The sequence below is a fragment of the Nostoc sp. genome (genome assembly GCF_036917775.1).
Classification (GTDB): domain Bacteria; phylum Cyanobacteriota; class Cyanobacteriia; order Cyanobacteriales; family Nostocaceae; genus Nostoc.
This window is the reverse complement of record NZ_JBALEQ010000111.1, coordinates 1-19,297: the sequence shown is the minus strand read 5'-3', so window position 1 is coordinate 19,297 and position 19,297 is coordinate 1. Positions and strand designations below refer to the sequence as shown.

The window sequence follows — 19,297 nt, the reverse complement described above, 5'->3', positions numbered from 1 at the left end:
ACTTTATTTACTCACTTAATTTCCAATTGATGATGTATCAAAAAAATGTCTTAGTTCGAGTGCTGTGAATGGATTTTTTATTGTTTGTGAGAAATACGGGCCTAGAAGGTACTATGTTGCAAACAGCACCTTTAGATAATCATCCTAGTGTTCCAGTCAAACTGATCCAGTATGTAAAAAACACTCTAGAAGCAGTTGTAATTGACGATCTCAAAACCCATCTGCCTAGTGTGATTGGGGAATATATGCGCCAGCATCAACCCAAAAGTGCGCTGTGTATGCCAATTCGGAATCAGGGGCACTTACTGGGGATTTTGTATTTAGAAAATCAGCTAACAATGGGTGCATTTGTGGGCGATCGCCTAGATGTACTCCAATTATTAACCACTCAAGCGGCGATTTCCCTCGAAAATGCCCTACTCTACAATACTCTAGAGCAAAAAGTAGAGCAGCGTACCCAAGAACTCTACAGCAAAAATCAGCAATTGTCGCATACTCTCCAGGAATTACAACAAACCCAAGCCCAATTGATTCATGCTGAAAAAATGTCGAGTTTAGGGCAAATGGTTGCTGGCATTGCCCATGAAATTAATAACCCAGTCAACTTTATCTCCGGTAATATTAGCCATTTAAAAAATTATTTCCGGGACTTGCTAAGTGGTATTAGTCTCTATCAACGTCACTATCCACAACCTACCACTGAAATTCAAACTTATTTCCAGGAAAAAGATTTAGATTACGCAATCAAAGACGTACCCAATCTAATAGATTCAATAGAACAGGGTAGTCAACGCATTCAAAATATTGTCTTATCTCTGCGAAATTTTGCCCGCCTTGATGAAGCAGATATCAAAGCTGTAAATGTTCATGAGGGAATTGAGAATACTTTGTTAATTCTGCAACACCGACTCACTAAAATTGAAATTATTAAAAACTATGTCGAGCTTCCGCTAGTGAGTTGTCATGCCAAACAAATCAATCAGGTAATCATGAATGTTTTGAATAACGCCATTGATGCCTTAAATGAAGCAAAAATAACAACTCCTACTATTACAATTCGTACCGAACTGAGCAATTCTCTAACCAATAGTGTGAGTATTTGCATTGTCGATAATGGAACTGGAATTTCTGATGAAATGCAAAAACGAGTATTTGACCCCTTCTTTACCACAAAAACTGTCGGTAAAGGAACGGGATTAGGACTGACCGTAGCTTACTCTATTATGTCAACTCATGGCGGACAAATTAACGTCTTTTCTAAGTTAGGACAGGGAACAGAATTTGAGATTATTTTACCTATCCAAGGATAAAGGTGGGAGGCAATACGGTTCGGATAAGTGCAAATCCCTCAAAGCGTGGGCTAGAGAGGGATTTTTGGGTATTGGGTATTGGGTGTTAGGGATTGGATTGCTAGTTTAAATTATTTGCTTTCTCAACTGCTGCCTTGAACTCTTCAAAGGTAATACTACCGTCTTTGTCCAAATCATAATTTACTAGCAATTCCTGGGGACTAGTGGTATTTGTTTCTGATGAAACGATTGCACTTAATCCAGGACTTAAAAAAAGATCATTAATGGATACTTTGCCGTCTTGATCGCTATCTAAGGTATTAAAAAGAGATTGAAGCTCTTGCTCGGTTGTCATAAGTTTCTTATCTGAATTAGTTTTTCAACTTAATATCTCATTAATCTGTGATTAATTTCTCAAAATTAAATAAACTTGTGTCTTTAGACGTAGAAACAGCTATCCCTAGGGCTTAGATTGGGTGTACTTTGTGGGTTAAAGGGTTTAAGTCTGACGATGAAAATAAATCGACATGGACGCGCCTTCTTGCTAGCGTAGTCAGATATACAGCTAATCTTCAGTTATGGCTTAGTAAATTATGGCTCGTTTGTTGTGAAAGCCTCCCTGAACTGCCACGTATGTAGATAATCACCTTTATAATTTACTCTATTGTAAAAAAACTTATCTATTGAAAGATGTTCCAGTTTCTAGTATTTAACAAAATATAGATATAATTTTGTACTGATTAATTGAAAAACCGCTTGAGCATCCAATAGTAGGAGTCTTTATGAGTTTACCAATTAAAGAAATTGTCTTAGCGCCAGGAGAAGGTAATCATCTAACTACTGGTAATAGTGAAATAACATTTAAGGTAGTTGGTGCTGATACTCATGGTCACTTGGGATTGTTTGAAAACTTAATACAACCAGGTGGAACTGCTCCAGTACTGCATATTCATCGACAAATGGAAGAAATGTTTTATGTATTAGAAGGAGAAGTAGAAATTCAAGTTGGTAATCAGATAGTGCAGGGGAAACCAGGGTCATTTGTGTTAGTTCCACGTAATACACCTCATACATTCGCTAACCGAGGAAGTCAACCTGCAAAATTATTAATCATGTTTTGCCCAGCAGGAGAACGTGAAAAGTATTTTGAAGGATTAGCTCTACTTCTCAAGGACGGACAGACTCCAGATCGAGATGCTCTTGTAGAATTGATGCGGAAATTTGATCAGGAGCCAGTAGAGATTTAATTATTGATTGATCGTGCGTTGTTCCTGTTAAGGTATTAAGCAAGAGAGAACAACGCTACTATAATAATACTTGTAGAGACGGCGATTTATCGCGTCTCGAAAACCAAAAATTTTTGCCAGTAGCTCTTAACCCAACCATATTGGATTATAGGTAATTGAAGACATAGTTACCATCATATAAGTCAGAACTGATTAGTAGAACAGAAGTTGGTTCTTCACTAAAATCAGCGATCGCACTGTAGACGAATAGGATTTATTTAAGGCAAAATCGGCAGCAAAGAAGCCGGGTTTCTGGAACCTCTTAAGTAAGTGCAATCGGACTGTAACATAACCGTTAATGACTAACCTGAACTATACCAATCAGAACTTGCAAAATCGGTCTTTCAAAGGGCAAGACTTATCTGGCGCAGATTTTGCTGGCTCAGACTTGCGGGGGTGTAATTTTACAGGAGCAAACTTAATTGGGACAAACTTTCAGAAGATCAAAACAGGACAGAGCGATCGCCAATTTCTCTATCAGCACCCACTCGCTCACGCCAGCAGTGTCAAATTATTGTAAATACAATCAATCAGTTTCTCTACCTTAAAGGCAAATAAGTATTATGGTCAGGCGGCTTGCATGATTTTTGCTTCTCTTCAACTTTTAAAACATCTTCTAAATTATTTCCCCTAGTTCTCCCCGATTTATCTCTACATTAAAAGCAGTTCAGCAGAGAAAGCTGCACCGGACAAATGCAAATTCTCTGCTGGAACTGTCTAAATCAAATCAAATGTAGCTAAATACTAAGTCAACAAAAACGGAGAATAATTCTATGTTATCACAAATCAAAGAACTACTGGCAAATGCTCAACTGCAACAAAAGATTGAAGAAGCAACTAACCTAGCAGAATCCATCAAATTGATTATGGCTGCGGGTGCCGAAAAAGGCTACAACTTCACGACTGAAGCTATTTCTCAAATGCTGACAGATTTAAATTCTGTAGAATCCTACGAGTTGAATGAAGAGGAATTACTCAGCGTTAGTGGAGCAATGATGTCTGCTAATCATACCAATAAAGATATTGACTGGCATTGTACAGCAGGTTGCGCCTAGCTAAAATTAGGCAATTTTGATACCTTGCACCAAGAGTTAATAAACAGTGGTGCTTGGTAACATATCTCCCCTTCTTACTCTCTGCAAGAGGAGTTGGGGGGATTACATTTATATACATCATAAATGTGGCAAGTATTTCTTGAGATTTAAATTTAAGCTTTATTTCAGACTACTGGTATCTATTCCCACCAATATAGCGTCCACCAAAATTGTTTCTGCTCCTGTTTAGCTACTACCATGAAGAATTTAGCCATAGCCCAACAGCTTGTTCCATCTCAGCAGATTACACCACACGACCTAGCAATTATCGTTGCCAATGCCAGCTTTATCGGAGAACGCCTCCAGACAGAACAATTTGTCATTGATGGCGATCGCATCCATGAACCGGAAATTAACCATCGGATCGATCGCTGGTGTCAAGTCGTGGCACAAGGCAGCTGGGATATGTTGCATAAACGCTTACAGTGGGATGGGTTAGAGCTTGATAGCATTCGTCCCTTATTAGGAGGTGTACGGCTTGCCAAGCAATTATTGCCAGACTGGGCAGAAACTTTGGGGCAAATCATGCAAACTGCTAAAGAATTTATCCCAGCAAGAGAAACATTTTTACCAATCGAATCACAAAATTCCATCCCTTTTGAAGACCTTCTGTTACCAGCTATTCAGGTTGCTAGAGAGCAATTATTGTCTCGCCTAGGTTTTGTGCAACTTACACACGACTCTCTTCCCTTATCGATTTTTACAGAAGCAGCTTACCGCTCTTTGGAACGCAGTTTGCTACAACAACTAGCAAGACTTTGTAGTAAAACACTGGATTTTGAATTTTCGCAGGTACGCTCGTTTGGCAGGAACTTGCTTAATTTGTTGGAACTGAAAACAAAGAGCGGTAACAATATAAAGTACACGAAGTTTGTCAATCAACTCCTGCAAGATGGATTGCTGACATTCTTCCAAAAGTATCCTGTCCTTGGTCGGTTAGTGGCAACGACAGTAAATTTTTGGGTAGAGTCCACAGGCGAATTTATCGAGCGCCTGGCTCACGATATAAAAGACATTCAACAAATTTTTGGCTCAACATCAGCTAAAGACAAAGTTGCTGCTGTCCAAACCTCTCTTTCCGATCCTCACAAGCGAGGACGAAGCGTTATTTTACTTACCTTTGAGTCTGGGTTAAAACTTGTCTACAAACCCAAAGATTTAAAACTAGAAGCAGCTTTTAACAACTTTTTGACTTGGTGCAATCACCACAGCCAATTATTAGATTTCAAAGCAATCCAAGTTCTTAACCGAAATGATTATGGTTGGGTGGAATATGTAGAGCATCAGCCCTGTGTTGATGAAGCCGCCGCCGCAAGGTTTTATCAACGAGCTGGAATGTTGTTGTGTGTGATTTATGTTTTACGGGGAACAGACTGTCACTACGAAAACTTAATTGCCAGTGGAGAACATCTGGTGTTACTTGACATGGAAACTTTGTTACACCATGAAGCTAAGGCGATCGAAAATTCACCAGATGCTCAAGAGTGGGAAACAATTGCGATGCAGCAGTTTTGGAACTCCGTACTCCGCACAGGATTTTTACCACGTTGGGACTTGAGTAGCGATCACACTGTTGCTTACGATATTAGTGGCTTAGGTAGTACGGCTCTCCAGCAGTCACCCCGAAAAGTTCCTCGTTGGCAGCTAATTAATACCGATGATATGTACTTGCGCTATGAGTCTGTCACTTTACCTATAGAGAAGAATGTCCCTCGCATAGGTGATACCGTCTTATCTCCCCATGATTATCAGGCGCAAATTGTTGTCGGGTTCGAGCAGATGTATCGCTTCTTGATGGCGCACAAGTATGTTTTACTAGCGCCCAATAGTCCACTAGGAGTTATGCAGAAGCGGCAGGTACGTTTTATCTTCCGCCACACTCGGCTCTACGGGACAATTTTGCAAAAAGTATTGACACCGGATTATCTCAAGTGTGGGGTTGACTACAGCATTGAACTAGAGCAACTGAGTCGCGCATTTTTGGTGGCTCAAGAAAAACCGAATGCCTGGCCTATATTCAATGCAGAAATGCGAGCAATGGAACAATTGGATATTCCTTACTTTAGTGCTAGTGCTGCTAGTAATGAGTTGAATGTAGGAGAGCATCTCTCAATTCCTGGGTATTTCAAACAACCTAGTTACCAACAAACTCTCGCTCAATTGCAGGCTATGGATGAAACAGACTTGGCTCGACAAGTAGCAATCATTCAAGGTTCCTTCTATGCCCAATTAGCGCAAACCTCAACTGGAGAACATGAGAAATGGCAAGCCGAGTCACTACCATTACTCACCACAGAACAACTGATTGCAGAAGCACAGGCGATCGCTACTCAACTAGAAACCAGAGCTATTACAGATTTTGATGGTAGCATCAACTGGATTGGCTTAGTCTCGGTGCCAGAAGCAGAGCGATTCCGGTTGCAAGTGTTGGACTACAGTTTTTATGAAGGACGCTGTGGGATTGCTCTGTTTTTTGCAGCACTTGCTCAAATAACTGACGATCCACGCTCAGATGAGTTGGCATTAAAAAGTTTACAACCCTTGCGTCAGCAAATCCAAACCCTTGATTTAGAATCTCGGCAACGAATGGCTAGCTTTGCAGGAATCGGTGGTGCAACTGGCTTGGGTTCGATGATCTATACCTTAGTGAAAATTAGTCAATTTCTGGGTGATGAAACACTATTACAAGATGCCCAAGCATTAGCCAGTTGGATAACACCAGAACTAATTGCTGGGGATAAAAAATTGGATATCATTGGCGGATCTGCTGGAGCCATTTTAGGGTTATTGTCCCTTTATCAAGCCACAGGTAAGGAAAATATTTTACTGAAGGCGATCGCCTGTGGACAACATTTACTAACTCATCGCTACAGTGAGACAGGTGCAACCAGAGCATGGCAAACCCTTGGTAAAATCCCCTTGGCAGGTTTTTCTCACGGAGCCGCAGGAATTGCCTATGCGCTGCTGCGGCTCTACACAGTTACCCAAGATCAATCCTATTTGGCAGCTGCTCAAGAAGGTATTGAGTATGAACGCACCGTGTTTTCTGAGTCTAGGGGCAACTGGCCAGTTTCTCACAAAGCAGAACGAACAGGAGGAAAAGTTACCTTTCCTAGCCAGTGGTGTCATGGTGCAGCCGGGATTGGCTTGGCGCGGTTGGGTAGTTTGGAAATTTTGAACACAGCAGAAATTCAACAAGAAATTGAAATTGCATTGCGAACCACTGAGAACTTTGGCTTACAAGCCATCGATCACCTTTGCTGTGGCAATATGGGTAGAGTTGAGGTGTTGCTAGTGGGCGCTCAACGTTGCGATCGCTCCGATTGGCATCAAATTGCTCTCCAAAATGCGACGAATGTCGTAGCTAGAGCCAACCGAACTGGAGCTTATCAACTATTTGCTAACTTGCCAAGTTCTGTATTTAACCCCGGTTTATTCCAAGGAACTGCTGGTATTGGCTACGAGTTATTACGTTTAGCAAACAATGACTTACCCTGTGTATTGTTGTGGGAGTAACACCATTTCTTTGTGAGGTTGCGCCAAACCCGTAGGTAGGGGAGTGTGGGGAGTCTGCGGGGTCAGATTTCTTCCCCATCCTCCCACACCTCCCACACCTCCCACACTCCTTGATTTCTCACTTGTGAGAAATCAAGGTATAAGTCGCCACGCTGCACAAACAGAAATCAAACCGGATTCTTATACTATTAATAACAGTTGACAAATGACTTTTAACAAATGGCTTTATCTAACGAATTATGGGCAGCAAATCAAGACTTAGCCCAAGCTTGCCTAGAGCATCCTTTTGTTCAAGGCATTGGCGATGGTATTCTTGAGCAGGTAAAATTTGCTTACTACGTGGGGCAAGATGCTTTTTTCTTAGAAGGTTTTGCACGGGCGTACAGTATCGCCGCAGCTAAAGCACCAGACTGGTTAGGTTTTACCACATTTCATAACTTAGCGAGTTCAGTTTTAGAAGAACTACGGCTGCATAGTAGCTATGCTTCCCAGTGGGGAGTGAATTTACATTCTGTGGAAGCTGGCTATGCCACCCGCCGCTATACTGATTTTTTGTTAGCAACTGCTTGGGGTGGAGATGTGGGTTTGACTGCGGCGGCGATGTCTCCTTGTATGCGTTTGTATGGCTTCTTGGGAGAACAGTTGGCTCTTCATGGTATTCCTAACCATCAATATGCAGACTGGATTCGTACTTACAGCAGCACAGACTTTCAATCGCTAATAAAACAATTAGAAACTTTAGTTGAAAATTATGCTACTAACAATGCTGTAGTGAATTCAACCTACCGTTATGCGATGTTTTGTGAGCATGAATTTTTTCAAGCTGCGTGGATTTATGTTAATAAATAAGTAATTATATAGGACTCATATTTGATTTTTTAAAAAACTCCGTACAACTCAACGCATTGCCAAATTATGCTGCTGCGGATTGATTGGTTTTTCTTATATTTTTTCTAAAGCCAAATTTGTGAGTATACTATATTCGTGTGCTTCTTACCAAATATAAATAAAAGTATTTTATACACAGCGATCGCTGGTGTATAGAACAAAGTTACATATTGAAGAACAATTCCTAGATTTTGGCAGAACTTGTACTTATAAGTTCTGTTATTGTGTGTTGAAGGCACAGAAAATTGTATAATCAACAACCTATCAAGCAAAAATTTCGTTTTCTATAGAGAATGACAGAAGTAATTAGAACAGGGAGCCTAAATAACATTGAGTCCATTGAGTTTGAAAAGCGGTGCTTGCACAAAGCCAGAGAAATAGGCGATCGCAACAGTGAAGTCGTTTGTTTAGCAAGTTTGGGCAATGCTTATCAGTCCATTGGGGAGTACCATCTGGCAATTGAGTTTTATCAGCAGTGGTTGGATATAGCGAAAGAAATAGGCGATCGCTTCGGAGAAGCCAAATCTTTGTCTGGATTGGGTAACGCTTACCAATCACTGGGAAAATACCAGCGAGCAATCGAATTTTATCACCAGTGGTTGAGTATCACCAGGAAAATAGGCGATCGCACTGGAGAAGCCATTTGTCTAGGAAGCTTGGGCAATACTTATGAATACCTAGGCAAGTACGATCAAGCGATTGAGTTTTATCAGCAGTGGTTGAGTATCACTAAGAAAACAGGCGATCGCACTGGAGAAGCCATTTGTCTAGGAAGTTTGGGCAATACTTATGAATCATTGGGGCAGTACAAACTAGCAATTGAGTTTTACCACCAATGGTTAGAACAGACAAGATTAATTAGCGATCGCAATGGAGAAGGCATGGCCTTAAGTGGTCTGGGAAGTGCTTATAATGCTCTGGGACAGTACGAAAGGGCAGTTGAGTTTCATCAATATTCATTAGAGATTAGAAGGAATCTTGATGACCAAAATGCAGAAGCAAACTCCTGGTTTAATTTGGGTTTAGTGTTAGAAAAAATCAATCGTGAATCAGAAGCAATGAATGCCTTTTGCAATGCTCGCGGCATTTATCACGCAATGGGAATTGATGCCAGCCTGCAAGATTGTAACCATGCAATTGAGCTTCTTTCTCAAAATGTTTCAAGCATAGCATCTCGTTTCTGGTTTGGGAGATGGTTCAGTCATTTATCCCAGTTCATCAAAACTGATTCTAACCAGTAAATCTTCTATCACTGATTCAGGTAATATAAGGATATTTTAAAAGTTTTTGACCATTTTAATCGCTAAAGTATAGATTAAAATCCACTTTTAAAACATCCTCTGAATCCAGTGAGATTATATCAAGAGGATGGATATTTATTAAATACTGCAACTGAGTTATTACCATCAAAGGCAAACACTGTAAACGGGTCTTTTCGATTCCCCATCTCCATTCCAGGAGTACCTACAGGCATTTGGGGAACAGATAAACCAACAACATTTGGCTTTTCTTGAAGCAAACGTTTGATGTCGTTTGCTGGAACGTGTCCTTCTATGACATATCCATTAACAATTGCTGTGTGGCAAGATGATAAATTATCCGGTACGTTGTACTTTTGTTTGACTGTTTCGATGTCAGGCGTGGAAAAGTCTGTGATTTGAAAACCTTGTGTCTTTAAGTGGTCAATCCACCCACCACAACAGTTACATTCAAGACTATGATATACAGTGGCATTTAGCGCTGTTGATTTTAATGGTGTCTGTTTATTCTGGATGTGTCTAGTAGTACTTACCAGTTGAGCATTAACTGCAAGAGAACCAGGAAAAACAGCTTGAGCATTACTTATAGAAGCGGTGCTTCCCAAGATGCCCAATACCCCTACTGTGAGACAAATTGTTACTACGATACGTACCACGATGGGAAGTAACGATTTTTGCCAGCAATAAATAAATTCTTTGTGCGACATCTGAGACTTCCTGATTACAACATTGCATAAATTTGTTTTAACAAATTCTCTTCAAAAAGACTCTGCGTACCTTTCCTTTGTGCTTAGTTTCCGTCCCTCTACATTTAAAACACAAAAAATTTAGCCAATGCGTCGCTTTAAAATGCCATTGCATTGCCTAACAATGCCATGGCATCACCTTACAATACCAATGCGTCGCCCGACAATACCATTGCATCACCTTACAATGTTATTGCATTGCCTGACCATGCCAATGCGTCGCCTGACAATGCCATTGCATTCCTCTGCATTTAAAAAATAAAGTTACGATTTTAAGTGATGAGAACTGCTTTGTATCCCAAAATTCTTGTAGAAGTGAGAATGTCACTCTACAATTAACTAATGACTATTGACCCATTTGCAGCACTTGTAGGACAACCGCAAGCCATAGAATTACTTACTCAGGCTGTCAGACAAAACCGGGTTGCTCCAGCGTATCTATTCGTGGGGACAGATGGTATAGGAAGAAGTTTAGCAGCAAAGTGCTTTATAGAATTGCTATTTTCTAGTGAGTTGGGAGTCACTACGGCTTTACAAAACCGTTTGCGTCAGCTGAACCATCCAGCTTTGTTGTGGGTGCAACCGACGTACCAATACCAGGGACAACGATTAACAGCAGCAGAAGCGGTTGAAAAAGGACTTAAGCGTAAAGCACCACCCGTAATTCGGCTAGAGCAAATTCGGGAAATTACCGAGTTTTTAAGTCGTCCACCTTTAGAAGCGCCAAGGAATGTGGTGGTGCTGGAAGAAGCCCAAACAATGGCAGAAGCCGCAGCTAATGCTTTACTTAAAACTTTGGAAGAACCGGGACAGGCGACGTTAATTTTAATTGCACCTACACCTGAGTCTGTTTTGCCAACTTTGGTGTCACGCTGTCAACGCATTCCTTTTTATCGCTTAGATGCACAGTCTTTGGCTGTTGTACTTACACAAACAGGTCATCAAGAAATTTTGCAAAATCAGGCAGTGCTGAGTATAGCAGCTGGCAGTGCTGGAAGTGCGATCGCATCTTACGAGCAATTACAAACTATTCCCCCGGAGTTACTCGAAGATTTAAAAAAAGCCCCTGCTTCCTACCGCAAAGCCTTAGAGTTAGCCAAGAAAATTGATAAGGATTTAGATACAGAAGCCCAACTGTGGTTAGTTGATTATCTTCAGCAATTCTACTGGCAGCGTTGGCATCAACCAAGTATTATTAATCAACTAGAACAATCTCGTAAATATTTACTTGCTTACGCTCAACCAAGGCTAGTTTGGGAATGTCTGCTTTTATCTATATGTCAAAAATAAAAATTGTATTCACATACTTTTGTACAAATTTCATAGTCCGTCGTAGACATCGCTCTTTAATTATCCACCGCTTTGAGACTGCTGGTAGCGACGCAAAACAGATTGGATATTTTTTTTACAAACCTCTTCACCAATTACCTGAGAAAGCGATCGCCATAACTGAGAACCTACTTGTTTGATATAGTCGTGTTCATAACTTATCTGCTCCGCAATTTCCGCATAAGTGTGTCCCAGCCAACTTTCCAGTAAAACCACAGATTGAACATCATTGAGTCTTTGCCCAAAAGTAGAGCATAAAAGAGTATCGACTAGATTTAGCGCCTCTTGTGCCGTCATGAGTGAGCCTACTTCATTCATCCGTTGAACTTCTGAAATATCTCCTTCAAAGAACATATTTATGTAAATTTTTACATTTGTTTACAGTAAAAACTCACTTTATCTCACCGACAGAGCGCTTATATTTAAGCTAATAATTAATACAGTGTAATTATGCTCACATCTCAAAGTATAAAAAGGAAATCAGCAAGATGAAATTTGGTATTGATATGGGACACAACTGTCCTCCAGATACAGGAGCAACAGGCATCAAACAAGAAGATGCTTTAACTAAAGCAGTTGGTACACAATTGATACAAAAACTCAGAGCAGCAAATCATACCGCCATCGATTGCACTCCTACAAGCGCTAGCAGTGTAACCGATTCTCTGAGACAACGAACTAATAAGGCAAATGCCAATAACGTTAATGTCTATGTTTCTATTCACTTTAATAAATTTAATGCTAAAGCTCATGGCACAGAAGTTTACGCCATTAGTAACGCATCACAAGGTATTGCGGAATCAGTTCTCAAAGAAATTGTTCAACTTGGTTTTTATAATAGAGGAGTGAAAGATACAGGTTTCTTTGTTCTGAAGAATACCCAAATGCCAGCTATTTTAATTGAGTGCTGCTTTTGTGATTCTCAAGTAGATATGGATCTATTCGATGTTGAAAAAATGGCGGAAGCAATTAAAGATGGATTAATAGGTCAGCCAAAACCAAAGGAACCTAAAGCTGATAAGAAATATGTTTTGGAAATTACAACAAAAACCTTCTTAAAGCCCTCTACAGAACAGGCATCAGACTTACCAAAAGATTCTATCTTTGAGATTGAGCCAGGAGACTACACAATTTTAGATGTCAGTTTTGAAGAAGGTCATTATTCAGTTAAGTGGCCTGATCAAAGTAAAGGAAACCGAAACGAGCATTTTGTTTATGCTGGACACGCCAAAGTTCTAGAAAAAGATTAACTAATTCTATTTCAATCATTTGTTAATATCTACAACCCCGACTTATCTAATAATTCGGGGTTATACAAATAGTTTTTACAAGGAAAAACCCATGCCATTGCTAGATGATTTAGTAAACAATTATTCCAACAAAGATTTAGGCAAAATATTTACACAAGTTGGTATTGAAAGTGCAAAAATTACTGATATTAATCGGCAAATTTTAAAAGAAGTCACCCTTGCTCAATGGTTACTAGAATCCAGCAGAGGTAAAAGCGACCTTGCTGTCAATGCTAATAATTTTGCGGGATTAAAATGGCGAATTCCTGATATGAAAGGGTTTGCCGAACCTGTGAAAATCAAGGTTCCTTCTGAGCCAGAAGAAGTTGAGTTCTGTAAATTTACGGATATAGACGCTTTTCTTATTGGTTATTGGAAGTTTTTAACTCGCACACCGTATAAAGGTTTAGAAGAGTATACTAATACACCAGAAAATTTCCTTGGCTTTCTCAAGGCTAAAGGCTATTCATCCGATCCTAAATATGTCAGTAAAGTTGTAGACTTGCTTCCAGAGGCACAGAAGTTACTGGCTAATGCAGGTGGAGTTACCATTCCCGCTTCAGTGGTAAAACTTCAGTTAATTCGTGTGCCAAAAGAAGTTGAATTAGGGCAAAATTTCAGGGTTGAAGGCGTAGCACCTTTAACCGGCAGTGGCAAAGTTTTGTCGATTACGAGTGACGATAAATCTCCAGCCCTAAGTGTAGCAATTAGTCAGGATGGCAAATGGCAATTTGATTTCGTTTTTAAGCAAGAAGGCGATCGCCGGATGATAATTACTCTTGACGATCAAACTTTAGAGATCCCCATTAAAGTTGTTGTTCCTTTTGATAACAAGGACGATGAGAACACTCAACAACCTACAGCATCCAGCTTACCAGGAGCAAAGGTAATTAAACTCGATGGTAGTGTGGGAATTGGCGGAGTCAATAAAGCTGCTGATGTTAAGGCTATTAAAGCGCGATTGTATGAGCTAGGCTACAAATGGGTAGGCGATCCTGACAGTGCAGACAGAGACAGAGGACTATTTGATGCGATCAAACTATTTCAATCAATTATTGCCGGTCGCAGTACTGTTAATGGTGATGGTAGAGTTGATGTTGGTGGAATAACTCATCGATGGTTGCAAGCAGCTAATGCACCACGGTGGGAGTTGATGCCCAAAAGTGACCCGAATAATGGTTTAGTTAACGGTGAACTGGAAGATACTCAAGATAACCACGATTTTGGAACACACTGGTTAGCTGATGTGATTAAAAAAATTGCCCAAGATTATCAAAACAGTTATCGTAACACTCACCCCTTAGCTGCTCCATTCGCAATTAACGATGTTAGTCTTCCTCATGGAGGCGATACTCCCGATCATCATGGACATGAAACTGGGATGATGTGCGATATTTACTTACCCCAAAAAAATGGGAATTTTGGTGGTATTGTTTGGTCAAGTTCTAACTACGATCGCGATGCTGCACGAGCTATTCTCAAGTCGATTACTAATCAAAAGCTGGTACGGGCGGTCTTTTTCAACGATCAACAGCTAATTAAAGAAGGACTTTGTGTTTCTCTAAATGGTCACGACAATCATATTCATTTTGAAATTAACCCACCAGTAAGGAGCTAATTGTTGGTGAGTTTTAGATACTTTGGATATTACAACTTCTGCCCTGCGTAAATGGATCGCACTTCACCATTACGGCGGATGACAGCTTCGCCATTACTAACCTCTACCAATGTCCAACCGCTTTCGCCAATGCTTTCACCCATATTGATGCGGCGAGTCACGCCGTCAATTTTAAACAAAGCAGCAGATTTGTTACCTAACTCTAGCAATCCTTCGAGAGTATTACTCGGAGCCACTGCGATCGCAGTTGCCGGATATACTTGTTCCTGGGTAATAGTTGGTTCTGACTCTGGCGCAAGTGCTGCACGTAATGGAACCACTGGTAATGCAGGTAGAGGCTTAGGTGTTTGCCGGACAGTAATAGGTGCAGTTCGTCCAGCTACAGGTTTAAGTTCTGCTCGTACAGCCGCCGCTAACATATTGACGGTTACAGGCTTGGCAGCTTGTTGCACCGTATTTAGGGCAGTTTTCACCATGTTAGGTTGAGATGCCTGCAATGCACTGGCAACTTGTGGTAGAAGTGCGGGACTACCAGGAATTGCTGGCAGCGCGTAGCGCATTGGCGACGGCGCTTGATAAACGGGAACATAAATCCGTTCGACAACGCTGCCGGAACGGTTAGGGGCTGGTGGTGTATTATTGGCCAGAAGTGGAAGTGGTGGTAAATTCCCACTTGTTTGCCCGTTACCAAAAGCTATTTGATTAGTATTTGTCTGATTAGAGAATCTCGAACTGAAAGATTTTTGATTGCCTTTTAATTCTTGCTTGTCTATAACTGCCAGCGCTCCCAGCATATAGTCAACCAAATCTGCCTCAATTTCTGTTTTTCCAGGCAATTGTGATTGCGGCGCTAGAAGAGCTTGCTGGGTAAAGTTGGGATTTAAAAGATATACTACTCCAGACTGTACCAAGTAGAGAATACCAGCGATCGCCACGCCTAAAGTTGTTCCGACAATCAGCAGTTTGCCCAAAGTCCGGCTGCTTTTTTGACGCTTTCTAAGAACTGGTTTAATGGTGGCGTTATCAAAGACAACGGTACTCAAGTGCTTGTTATTATTTTGAGTAACTGACTGTCCGTTTGGTAAAATAATCTGTGGTATCGTAACTGTTTGCAGAGGCACGTATTCTGGAGGCGAGTGGCGTTGAGCTTTGTTCTGCCTACCATGCCTAACGGTTTGAGAAGGCAGATTATCACTAACATCCAGAATGTAGTCGATATCGGCAAAGAGTTCATCCATGAGACCATCAGCATAGTTTTCTATCGACCAAGGCTCGTTGGCGATTAAGTCTTCTGATGGTTCTGGTACTAGGAGACGGGTACTGGCTTCTTGTAACATAGACGTTCTGGGTTATTGCTAGGACGAGGAAACGCCGCGCCTACTGCCTGGGAGTTAGGATTACAGATGAGATATCCAATCCGCCGTCTTATTGAGACGAGTTGGTTGAGCGTTGGTATTAAAATCAACTTTAATCTGGAGATTGTTGATGATAGCAGTACTAATAGTTATGTCATCTATCATACCAATCTCCCTGCCTACTACTATACTCAGTCTTTATCAAGTTTGTGTTAAGCTAACGCTGGAAACTCATGCTGGCTCTTGGTTTTACGCAATTCTAAATATAATAATAAAGCGTTTATATCGGCTGGGTTTACACCACCGATACGTGCAGCTTGACCAAGAGTGAGTGGTTTTACGTGAGTCAGCTTTTCCCGTGCCTCTTTGGATAGGGTATCAATCGTGGTATAATCCAAATCCGCAGGTAATTGGCGGTGGGCTTGCCGGGCAATTTGGTCAATCTGATTTTGTTGCCTAGCGAGATAGCCATGATATTTGATGTCAATTTCTGCGCCTTCTTTCTCGGCGCGGTTGAGGTTGGGGTTTCCTAGTCCGAATCTGTCGAGGTCAACGTAATGGAATCCTGGACGGCGCAGTAAGTCGTTGAGGGTAATTGAACCTTTGATTGCTTGTTGGGTATCAGATGCGATCGCTATTCCCATTTCATCATGTTCTTTGACTCGTGTAGCTTGCAATCTTTGTTTTTCTGTGGTAATGTTCGCTTGTTTTTGGGTAAATAGATCCCATCTGCGATCGTCAATTAAACCAATTTCTCGTCCCAAGGTTGTCAAACGTTGGTCGGCATTGTCAGAACGCAATAATAAGCGGTACTCGGATCTACTGGTGAGCATCCGGTAAGGTTCCCGTAAATCCTTTGTACAAAGGTCATCCATTAGCGTTCCAATGTAACTTTGCTCGCGGGCAAACACAATCATTTCTTGAGAACGAACAAATCGAGCCGCGTTAATTCCTGCCACCAGTCCTTGGGCTGCGGCTTCTTCATAACCTGTAGTGCCGTTAATCTGCCCAGCACAAAATAGTCCAGCAACCTTTTTCGTCATCAGTGTGGGGTAACACTGAGTTGCAGGTAAATAGTCATATTCCACAGCATAAGCTGGACGCAGCATTACACATTTTTCCAAACCGGGGAGAGTCCGCAACATCAGCAACTGCAAATTTTCGGGCAACCCTGTAGAAAACCCTTGGATATAAAGTTCGGGTATATCTCGTCCTTCTGGTTCAATAAAGATTTGATGGCTTTCCTTATCGGCAAAGCGGACAATTTTATCTTCAATACTGGGACAATAACGCGGCCCTTTGGCTTCTACCCAACCGCCATAAACTGGCGACAGGTGTAGATTATCTTGAATTAGACGATGGGTTTCGGCGGTGGTGCGGGTAATGTAGCAGGGTATCTGTTCCCGTTCTACCCATGCCTCTGGGTCAAAACTAAACCAGCGCACATCCTCATCCCCTGGCTGGATGAGCATTTTACTATAATCCACCGATCGCTTGTCTACCCGTGCTGGGGTTCCAGTTTTGAGTCTTCCGGTTTCAAATCCCAGGCGATTTAAGGTTTGTGTCAATCCTTCAGCCGCAAATTCTCCAGCGCGTCCGGCTGGCATTGATTTGTTGCCAACCCAGATTTTGCCCCCCAAGAAAGTGCCAGTTGTCAAGATGACAGCTTTACATTGGAACCCTACACCAAAATAAGTTTCAACGCCGATAACTTCATCATTAGCACCCAGCACCAAATCTGTCACCATACTTTCGCGGATTGTCAAGTTTTCTTGGTTCTCGACAATATTCTTCATCACTGCTGCATATTCACGCTTGTCCGTCTGGGCGCGTAATGCCCAAACAGCAGGCCCCCGTGAAGAGTTGAGGATACGTTTTTGCAGATAGGTGCGGTCTGCTACTTTACCGATTTCCCCGCCGAGTGCATCTACCTCATGAGTCAACTGAGATTTTGCCGGGCCACCCACTGCTGGATTACAGGGTTGCCAAGCGATTCTATCCAAGTTGAGCGTCAATAACAGGGTACGACAACCGAGGCGTGCAGAGGCCAGAGCCGCTTCGCAACCGGAGTGACCTGCACCGACGACTATGACATCAAAAGCGTCTTGGAATTCAACGGAATTGTGCATGGTCATACTTACAGGTTCGGCAAGCTTAGAGTTCTTTTCAATTTTAGCTGTTCCAGTGGTTTCATGGATGTAACTTTCTAATAAAAAAGTTATCAAATTTACTAGTACTCAATCAGAGACAAGTTTCTATTTTTAAACTTGAATATTCAATAAAATATTATATTTTTTAAAATTTGTGACAACATTCCGGGTCGTTTGTCATAACTATTGTTCACATAGTTAGTAATTAACACGAATTATTTTCTTGCTGATATATTCAAAACTTTTCTTGAATGGATAAAAATATAGGTCTGCCCTAGTATGATTATTTTTAATTTATCAATAATAGATATTTAAACAATTCTGTTACTTTTACCTTTGAATCAACTAAGTAATTATTTAATAATGAAACTCACTATCAAAAAGCAAAAAGACATTACTAGATTTATTAGAAAGGCAAGTTTCACCAGTATAGTTATCGGTATTATTTTTGTCTTAGCAGCTAGTAATCAGATTACCCACCACCAATTTTCTAGAACTTCCCAACCATTAAATGTATGCTCTGCCACTGTTTCATTACCTTGTATAGATACTTCTAAAGAGATAAAACCCAAACCATTTATTCCCAACCCAGAATTAAATAACAAACAGCGTTTTTTATCTGCAATTAACCAAAAATTACCGACAATCCCCCAGTCTGGTACTTATGAATATACTTTGCTGCGAGCTTATGGTGCAGTTTTTATAAATCAAGATATCGGAATTAAACTGCCGCCAAAAGATATTTTTGCTAATGAACAAGAAACCCAAGAATTTCAAGCTACTTTAACAATGGGTCATGTTGATGGTACTAACGATTGTTATTTACAAAAATCTGCGGCTGATGCTCTAAATAAAGCGCGAGTTCAACAACATATCCCGCTAAAATCTGGTTATGGCTCTGGTGATTGTACTCGCACTTTCAACACGAATTTAAGATTTTGGCAAAAATATGCTAACAATCAAGTTTTGGCAAAAGTTCAACAGGGCAAAGAAACAAAAATTCTCGGTTTAGTTGCACCCCCTGGAACCTCACAACATCTCTGGGGATTAGCAATTGATTTGCGGGTAGGTAGTAAAGAACAAAGAAAAGCTCTTAATCAAAATGGCTGGTTTCAAACTGTAGAAAATGATGTTCCCCATTGGACTTATGTGGGTTTAACTGAAGATAATTTACCTTTATTTGGTTTTAATAAACAAGTTGTTAGGGGTATTACTTATTGGATTACACCACTTTAATTGTTAGATAGCATAAAAAATTGGGAATACTAACCTACAAAATGTATTATCAGGGTAATACCAATTTGATGTGAAGTTGCACATATCTTGATCCCCCTAAATCCCCCTTAAAAAGGGGGACTTTGATAGATGTTTTTCCAGTTCCCCCCTTAATAAGCTATCCATTAGTCACATCTTTCTTAACAAAAGCTAAAAGCTAATTCTCAACAGGATTAGAGACGATGATGAGAATAGGAGGACTA

16 protein-coding genes and 1 pseudogene are annotated in these 19,297 nt (G+C 40.8%); 11 read left to right on the top strand and 6 right to left on the bottom strand.

Annotated features, from left to right (window positions below; all coding sequences use genetic code 11):
• Nucleotides 1-68 precede the first annotated feature (68 nt).
• On the top strand, nt 69-1,310 hold the full coding sequence (locus V7K69_RS22550; protein WP_335038431.1) for a GAF domain-containing sensor histidine kinase: 1,242 nt from the start codon (nt 69-71) through the stop codon (nt 1,308-1,310).
• Nucleotides 1,311-1,410: 100 nt separating this feature from the next.
• Here V7K69_RS22550 and V7K69_RS22545 read toward each other — a convergent pair.
• Nucleotides 1,411-1,650: pseudogene (locus tag V7K69_RS22545) on the bottom strand (EF-hand domain-containing protein); the annotation flags it as partial.
• A 421-nt stretch (nt 1,651-2,071) separates the two neighbouring features.
• On the opposite strand from V7K69_RS22545, the gene V7K69_RS22540 reads away from it, so the two are divergent.
• The 6 genes from V7K69_RS22540 to V7K69_RS22515 all read left to right on the top strand — a co-directional run bounded on the left by V7K69_RS22540 (nt 2,072) and on the right by V7K69_RS22515 (nt 9,314).
• A complete protein-coding gene (locus V7K69_RS22540) occupies nt 2,072-2,536 on the top strand; it encodes a cupin domain-containing protein (protein ID WP_335038430.1) in 465 nt (154 codons plus the stop codon).
• A 337-nt stretch (nt 2,537-2,873) separates the two neighbouring features.
• Nucleotides 2,874-3,095: a pentapeptide repeat-containing protein gene (locus V7K69_RS22535; RefSeq protein WP_335038427.1), complete on the top strand. Its 222-nt coding sequence runs from the start codon at nt 2,874-2,876 to the stop codon at nt 3,093-3,095.
• A gap of 253 nt (nt 3,096-3,348) precedes the next feature.
• Nucleotides 3,349-3,630 (top strand): Nif11-like leader peptide family natural product precursor, encoded by a 282-nt coding sequence (locus V7K69_RS22530; protein WP_335038425.1) that lies wholly within the window; start codon nt 3,349-3,351, stop codon nt 3,628-3,630.
• A gap of 237 nt (nt 3,631-3,867) precedes the next feature.
• On the top strand, nt 3,868-7,185 hold the full coding sequence (locus V7K69_RS22525; RefSeq protein WP_335038423.1) for a type 2 lanthipeptide synthetase LanM family protein: 3,318 nt from the start codon (nt 3,868-3,870) through the stop codon (nt 7,183-7,185).
• 219 nt (nt 7,186-7,404) lie between these two features.
• Complete coding sequence (locus V7K69_RS22520) at nt 7,405-8,034, top strand: TenA family protein (RefSeq protein WP_335038421.1); 630 nt, start codon at nt 7,405-7,407, stop codon at nt 8,032-8,034.
• A 332-nt stretch (nt 8,035-8,366) separates the two neighbouring features.
• Nucleotides 8,367-9,314 (top strand): tetratricopeptide repeat protein, encoded by a 948-nt coding sequence (locus tag V7K69_RS22515; protein ID WP_335038418.1) that lies wholly within the window; start codon nt 8,367-8,369, stop codon nt 9,312-9,314.
• A 119-nt stretch (nt 9,315-9,433) separates the two neighbouring features.
• On the opposite strand, the gene V7K69_RS22510 is transcribed toward V7K69_RS22515, so the two are convergent.
• On the bottom strand, nt 9,434-10,039 hold the full coding sequence (locus V7K69_RS22510; RefSeq protein ID WP_335038415.1) for a DUF411 domain-containing protein: 606 nt from the start codon (nt 10,037-10,039) through the stop codon (nt 9,434-9,436).
• Nucleotides 10,040-10,420: 381 nt separating this feature from the next.
• On the opposite strand from V7K69_RS22510, the gene V7K69_RS22505 reads away from it, so the two are divergent.
• Nucleotides 10,421-11,368 carry a DNA polymerase III subunit delta' gene (locus tag V7K69_RS22505; protein ID WP_335038412.1) on the top strand — a complete coding sequence of 316 codons (948 nt, stop codon included), beginning with the start codon at nt 10,421-10,423 and terminating at the stop codon, nt 11,366-11,368.
• Nucleotides 11,369-11,428: 60 nt separating this feature from the next.
• Here V7K69_RS22505 and V7K69_RS22500 read toward each other — a convergent pair whose 3' ends face one another.
• On the bottom strand, nt 11,429-11,761 hold the full coding sequence (locus V7K69_RS22500; RefSeq protein ID WP_335038409.1) for a hypothetical protein: 333 nt from the start codon (nt 11,759-11,761) through the stop codon (nt 11,429-11,431).
• A gap of 134 nt (nt 11,762-11,895) precedes the next feature.
• Between V7K69_RS22500 and V7K69_RS22495 the strand changes: the two genes are divergently transcribed.
• Complete coding sequence (locus V7K69_RS22495) at nt 11,896-12,657, top strand: N-acetylmuramoyl-L-alanine amidase (RefSeq protein WP_335038407.1); 762 nt, start codon at nt 11,896-11,898, stop codon at nt 12,655-12,657.
• A gap of 91 nt (nt 12,658-12,748) precedes the next feature.
• Entirely contained in the window at nt 12,749-14,314 is a 1,566-nt protein-coding gene (locus V7K69_RS22490; protein ID WP_335038405.1) for a glucosaminidase domain-containing protein, read from the top strand.
• Between the two features lie 29 nt (nt 14,315-14,343).
• Here the strand turns inward: V7K69_RS22490 and V7K69_RS22485 are convergent, their stop codons facing one another.
• Genes V7K69_RS22485 through mnmG form a run of 3 tightly spaced genes read right to left on the bottom strand, consistent with a single transcriptional unit; the run spans nt 14,344 to nt 17,804 of the window.
• On the bottom strand, nt 14,344-15,651 hold the full coding sequence (locus V7K69_RS22485) for a hypothetical protein (protein WP_335038403.1): 1,308 nt from the start codon (nt 15,649-15,651) through the stop codon (nt 14,344-14,346).
• Nucleotides 15,652-15,711: 60 nt separating this feature from the next.
• Entirely contained in the window at nt 15,712-15,834 is a 123-nt protein-coding gene (locus V7K69_RS22480; protein ID WP_335038401.1) for a hypothetical protein, read from the bottom strand.
• Nucleotides 15,835-15,881: 47 nt separating this feature from the next.
• Nucleotides 15,882-17,804, bottom strand: a complete 1,923-nt coding sequence (mnmG, locus tag V7K69_RS22475; RefSeq protein ID WP_335038433.1) for a tRNA uridine-5-carboxymethylaminomethyl(34) synthesis enzyme MnmG — start codon at nt 17,802-17,804, stop codon at nt 15,882-15,884.
• A gap of 378 nt (nt 17,805-18,182) precedes the next feature.
• Here mnmG and V7K69_RS22470 point away from each other — a divergent pair, with 378 nt between their 5' ends.
• Nucleotides 18,183-19,055, top strand: a complete 873-nt coding sequence (locus V7K69_RS22470) for a D-alanyl-D-alanine carboxypeptidase family protein (RefSeq protein ID WP_335038399.1) — start codon at nt 18,183-18,185, stop codon at nt 19,053-19,055.
• Nucleotides 19,056-19,297 lie beyond the last annotated feature (242 nt).

Bases quoted from the DNA above. Each gene is read 5' to 3' on its own strand.
- V7K69_RS22515 (WP_335038418.1), top strand. From the start codon at position 8,367: ATGACAGAAGTAATTAGAACAGGGAGCCTAAATAACATTGAGTCCATT.
- mnmG (WP_335038433.1), bottom strand. From the start codon at position 17,804: ATGACCATGCACAATTCCGTTGAATTCCAAGACGCTTTTGATGTCATA.
- V7K69_RS22520 (WP_335038421.1), top strand. From the start codon at position 7,405: ATGGCTTTATCTAACGAATTATGGGCAGCAAATCAAGACTTAGCCCAA.
- V7K69_RS22510 (WP_335038415.1), bottom strand. From the start codon at position 10,039: ATGTCGCACAAAGAATTTATTTATTGCTGGCAAAAATCGTTACTTCCC.
- V7K69_RS22505 (WP_335038412.1), top strand. From the start codon at position 10,421: ATGACTATTGACCCATTTGCAGCACTTGTAGGACAACCGCAAGCCATA.
- V7K69_RS22480 (WP_335038401.1), bottom strand. From the start codon at position 15,834: ATGATAGATGACATAACTATTAGTACTGCTATCATCAACAATCTCCAG.
- V7K69_RS22500 (WP_335038409.1), bottom strand. From the start codon at position 11,761: ATGTTCTTTGAAGGAGATATTTCAGAAGTTCAACGGATGAATGAAGTA.
- V7K69_RS22530 (WP_335038425.1), top strand. From the start codon at position 3,349: ATGTTATCACAAATCAAAGAACTACTGGCAAATGCTCAACTGCAACAA.
- V7K69_RS22540 (WP_335038430.1), top strand. From the start codon at position 2,072: ATGAGTTTACCAATTAAAGAAATTGTCTTAGCGCCAGGAGAAGGTAAT.
- V7K69_RS22495 (WP_335038407.1), top strand. From the start codon at position 11,896: ATGAAATTTGGTATTGATATGGGACACAACTGTCCTCCAGATACAGGA.
- V7K69_RS22525 (WP_335038423.1), top strand. From the start codon at position 3,868: ATGAAGAATTTAGCCATAGCCCAACAGCTTGTTCCATCTCAGCAGATT.
- V7K69_RS22470 (WP_335038399.1), top strand. From the start codon at position 18,183: ATGAAACTCACTATCAAAAAGCAAAAAGACATTACTAGATTTATTAGA.
- V7K69_RS22550 (WP_335038431.1), top strand. From the start codon at position 69: ATGGATTTTTTATTGTTTGTGAGAAATACGGGCCTAGAAGGTACTATG.
- V7K69_RS22485 (WP_335038403.1), bottom strand. From the start codon at position 15,651: ATGTTACAAGAAGCCAGTACCCGTCTCCTAGTACCAGAACCATCAGAA.
- V7K69_RS22490 (WP_335038405.1), top strand. From the start codon at position 12,749: ATGCCATTGCTAGATGATTTAGTAAACAATTATTCCAACAAAGATTTA.
- V7K69_RS22535 (WP_335038427.1), top strand. From the start codon at position 2,874: ATGACTAACCTGAACTATACCAATCAGAACTTGCAAAATCGGTCTTTC.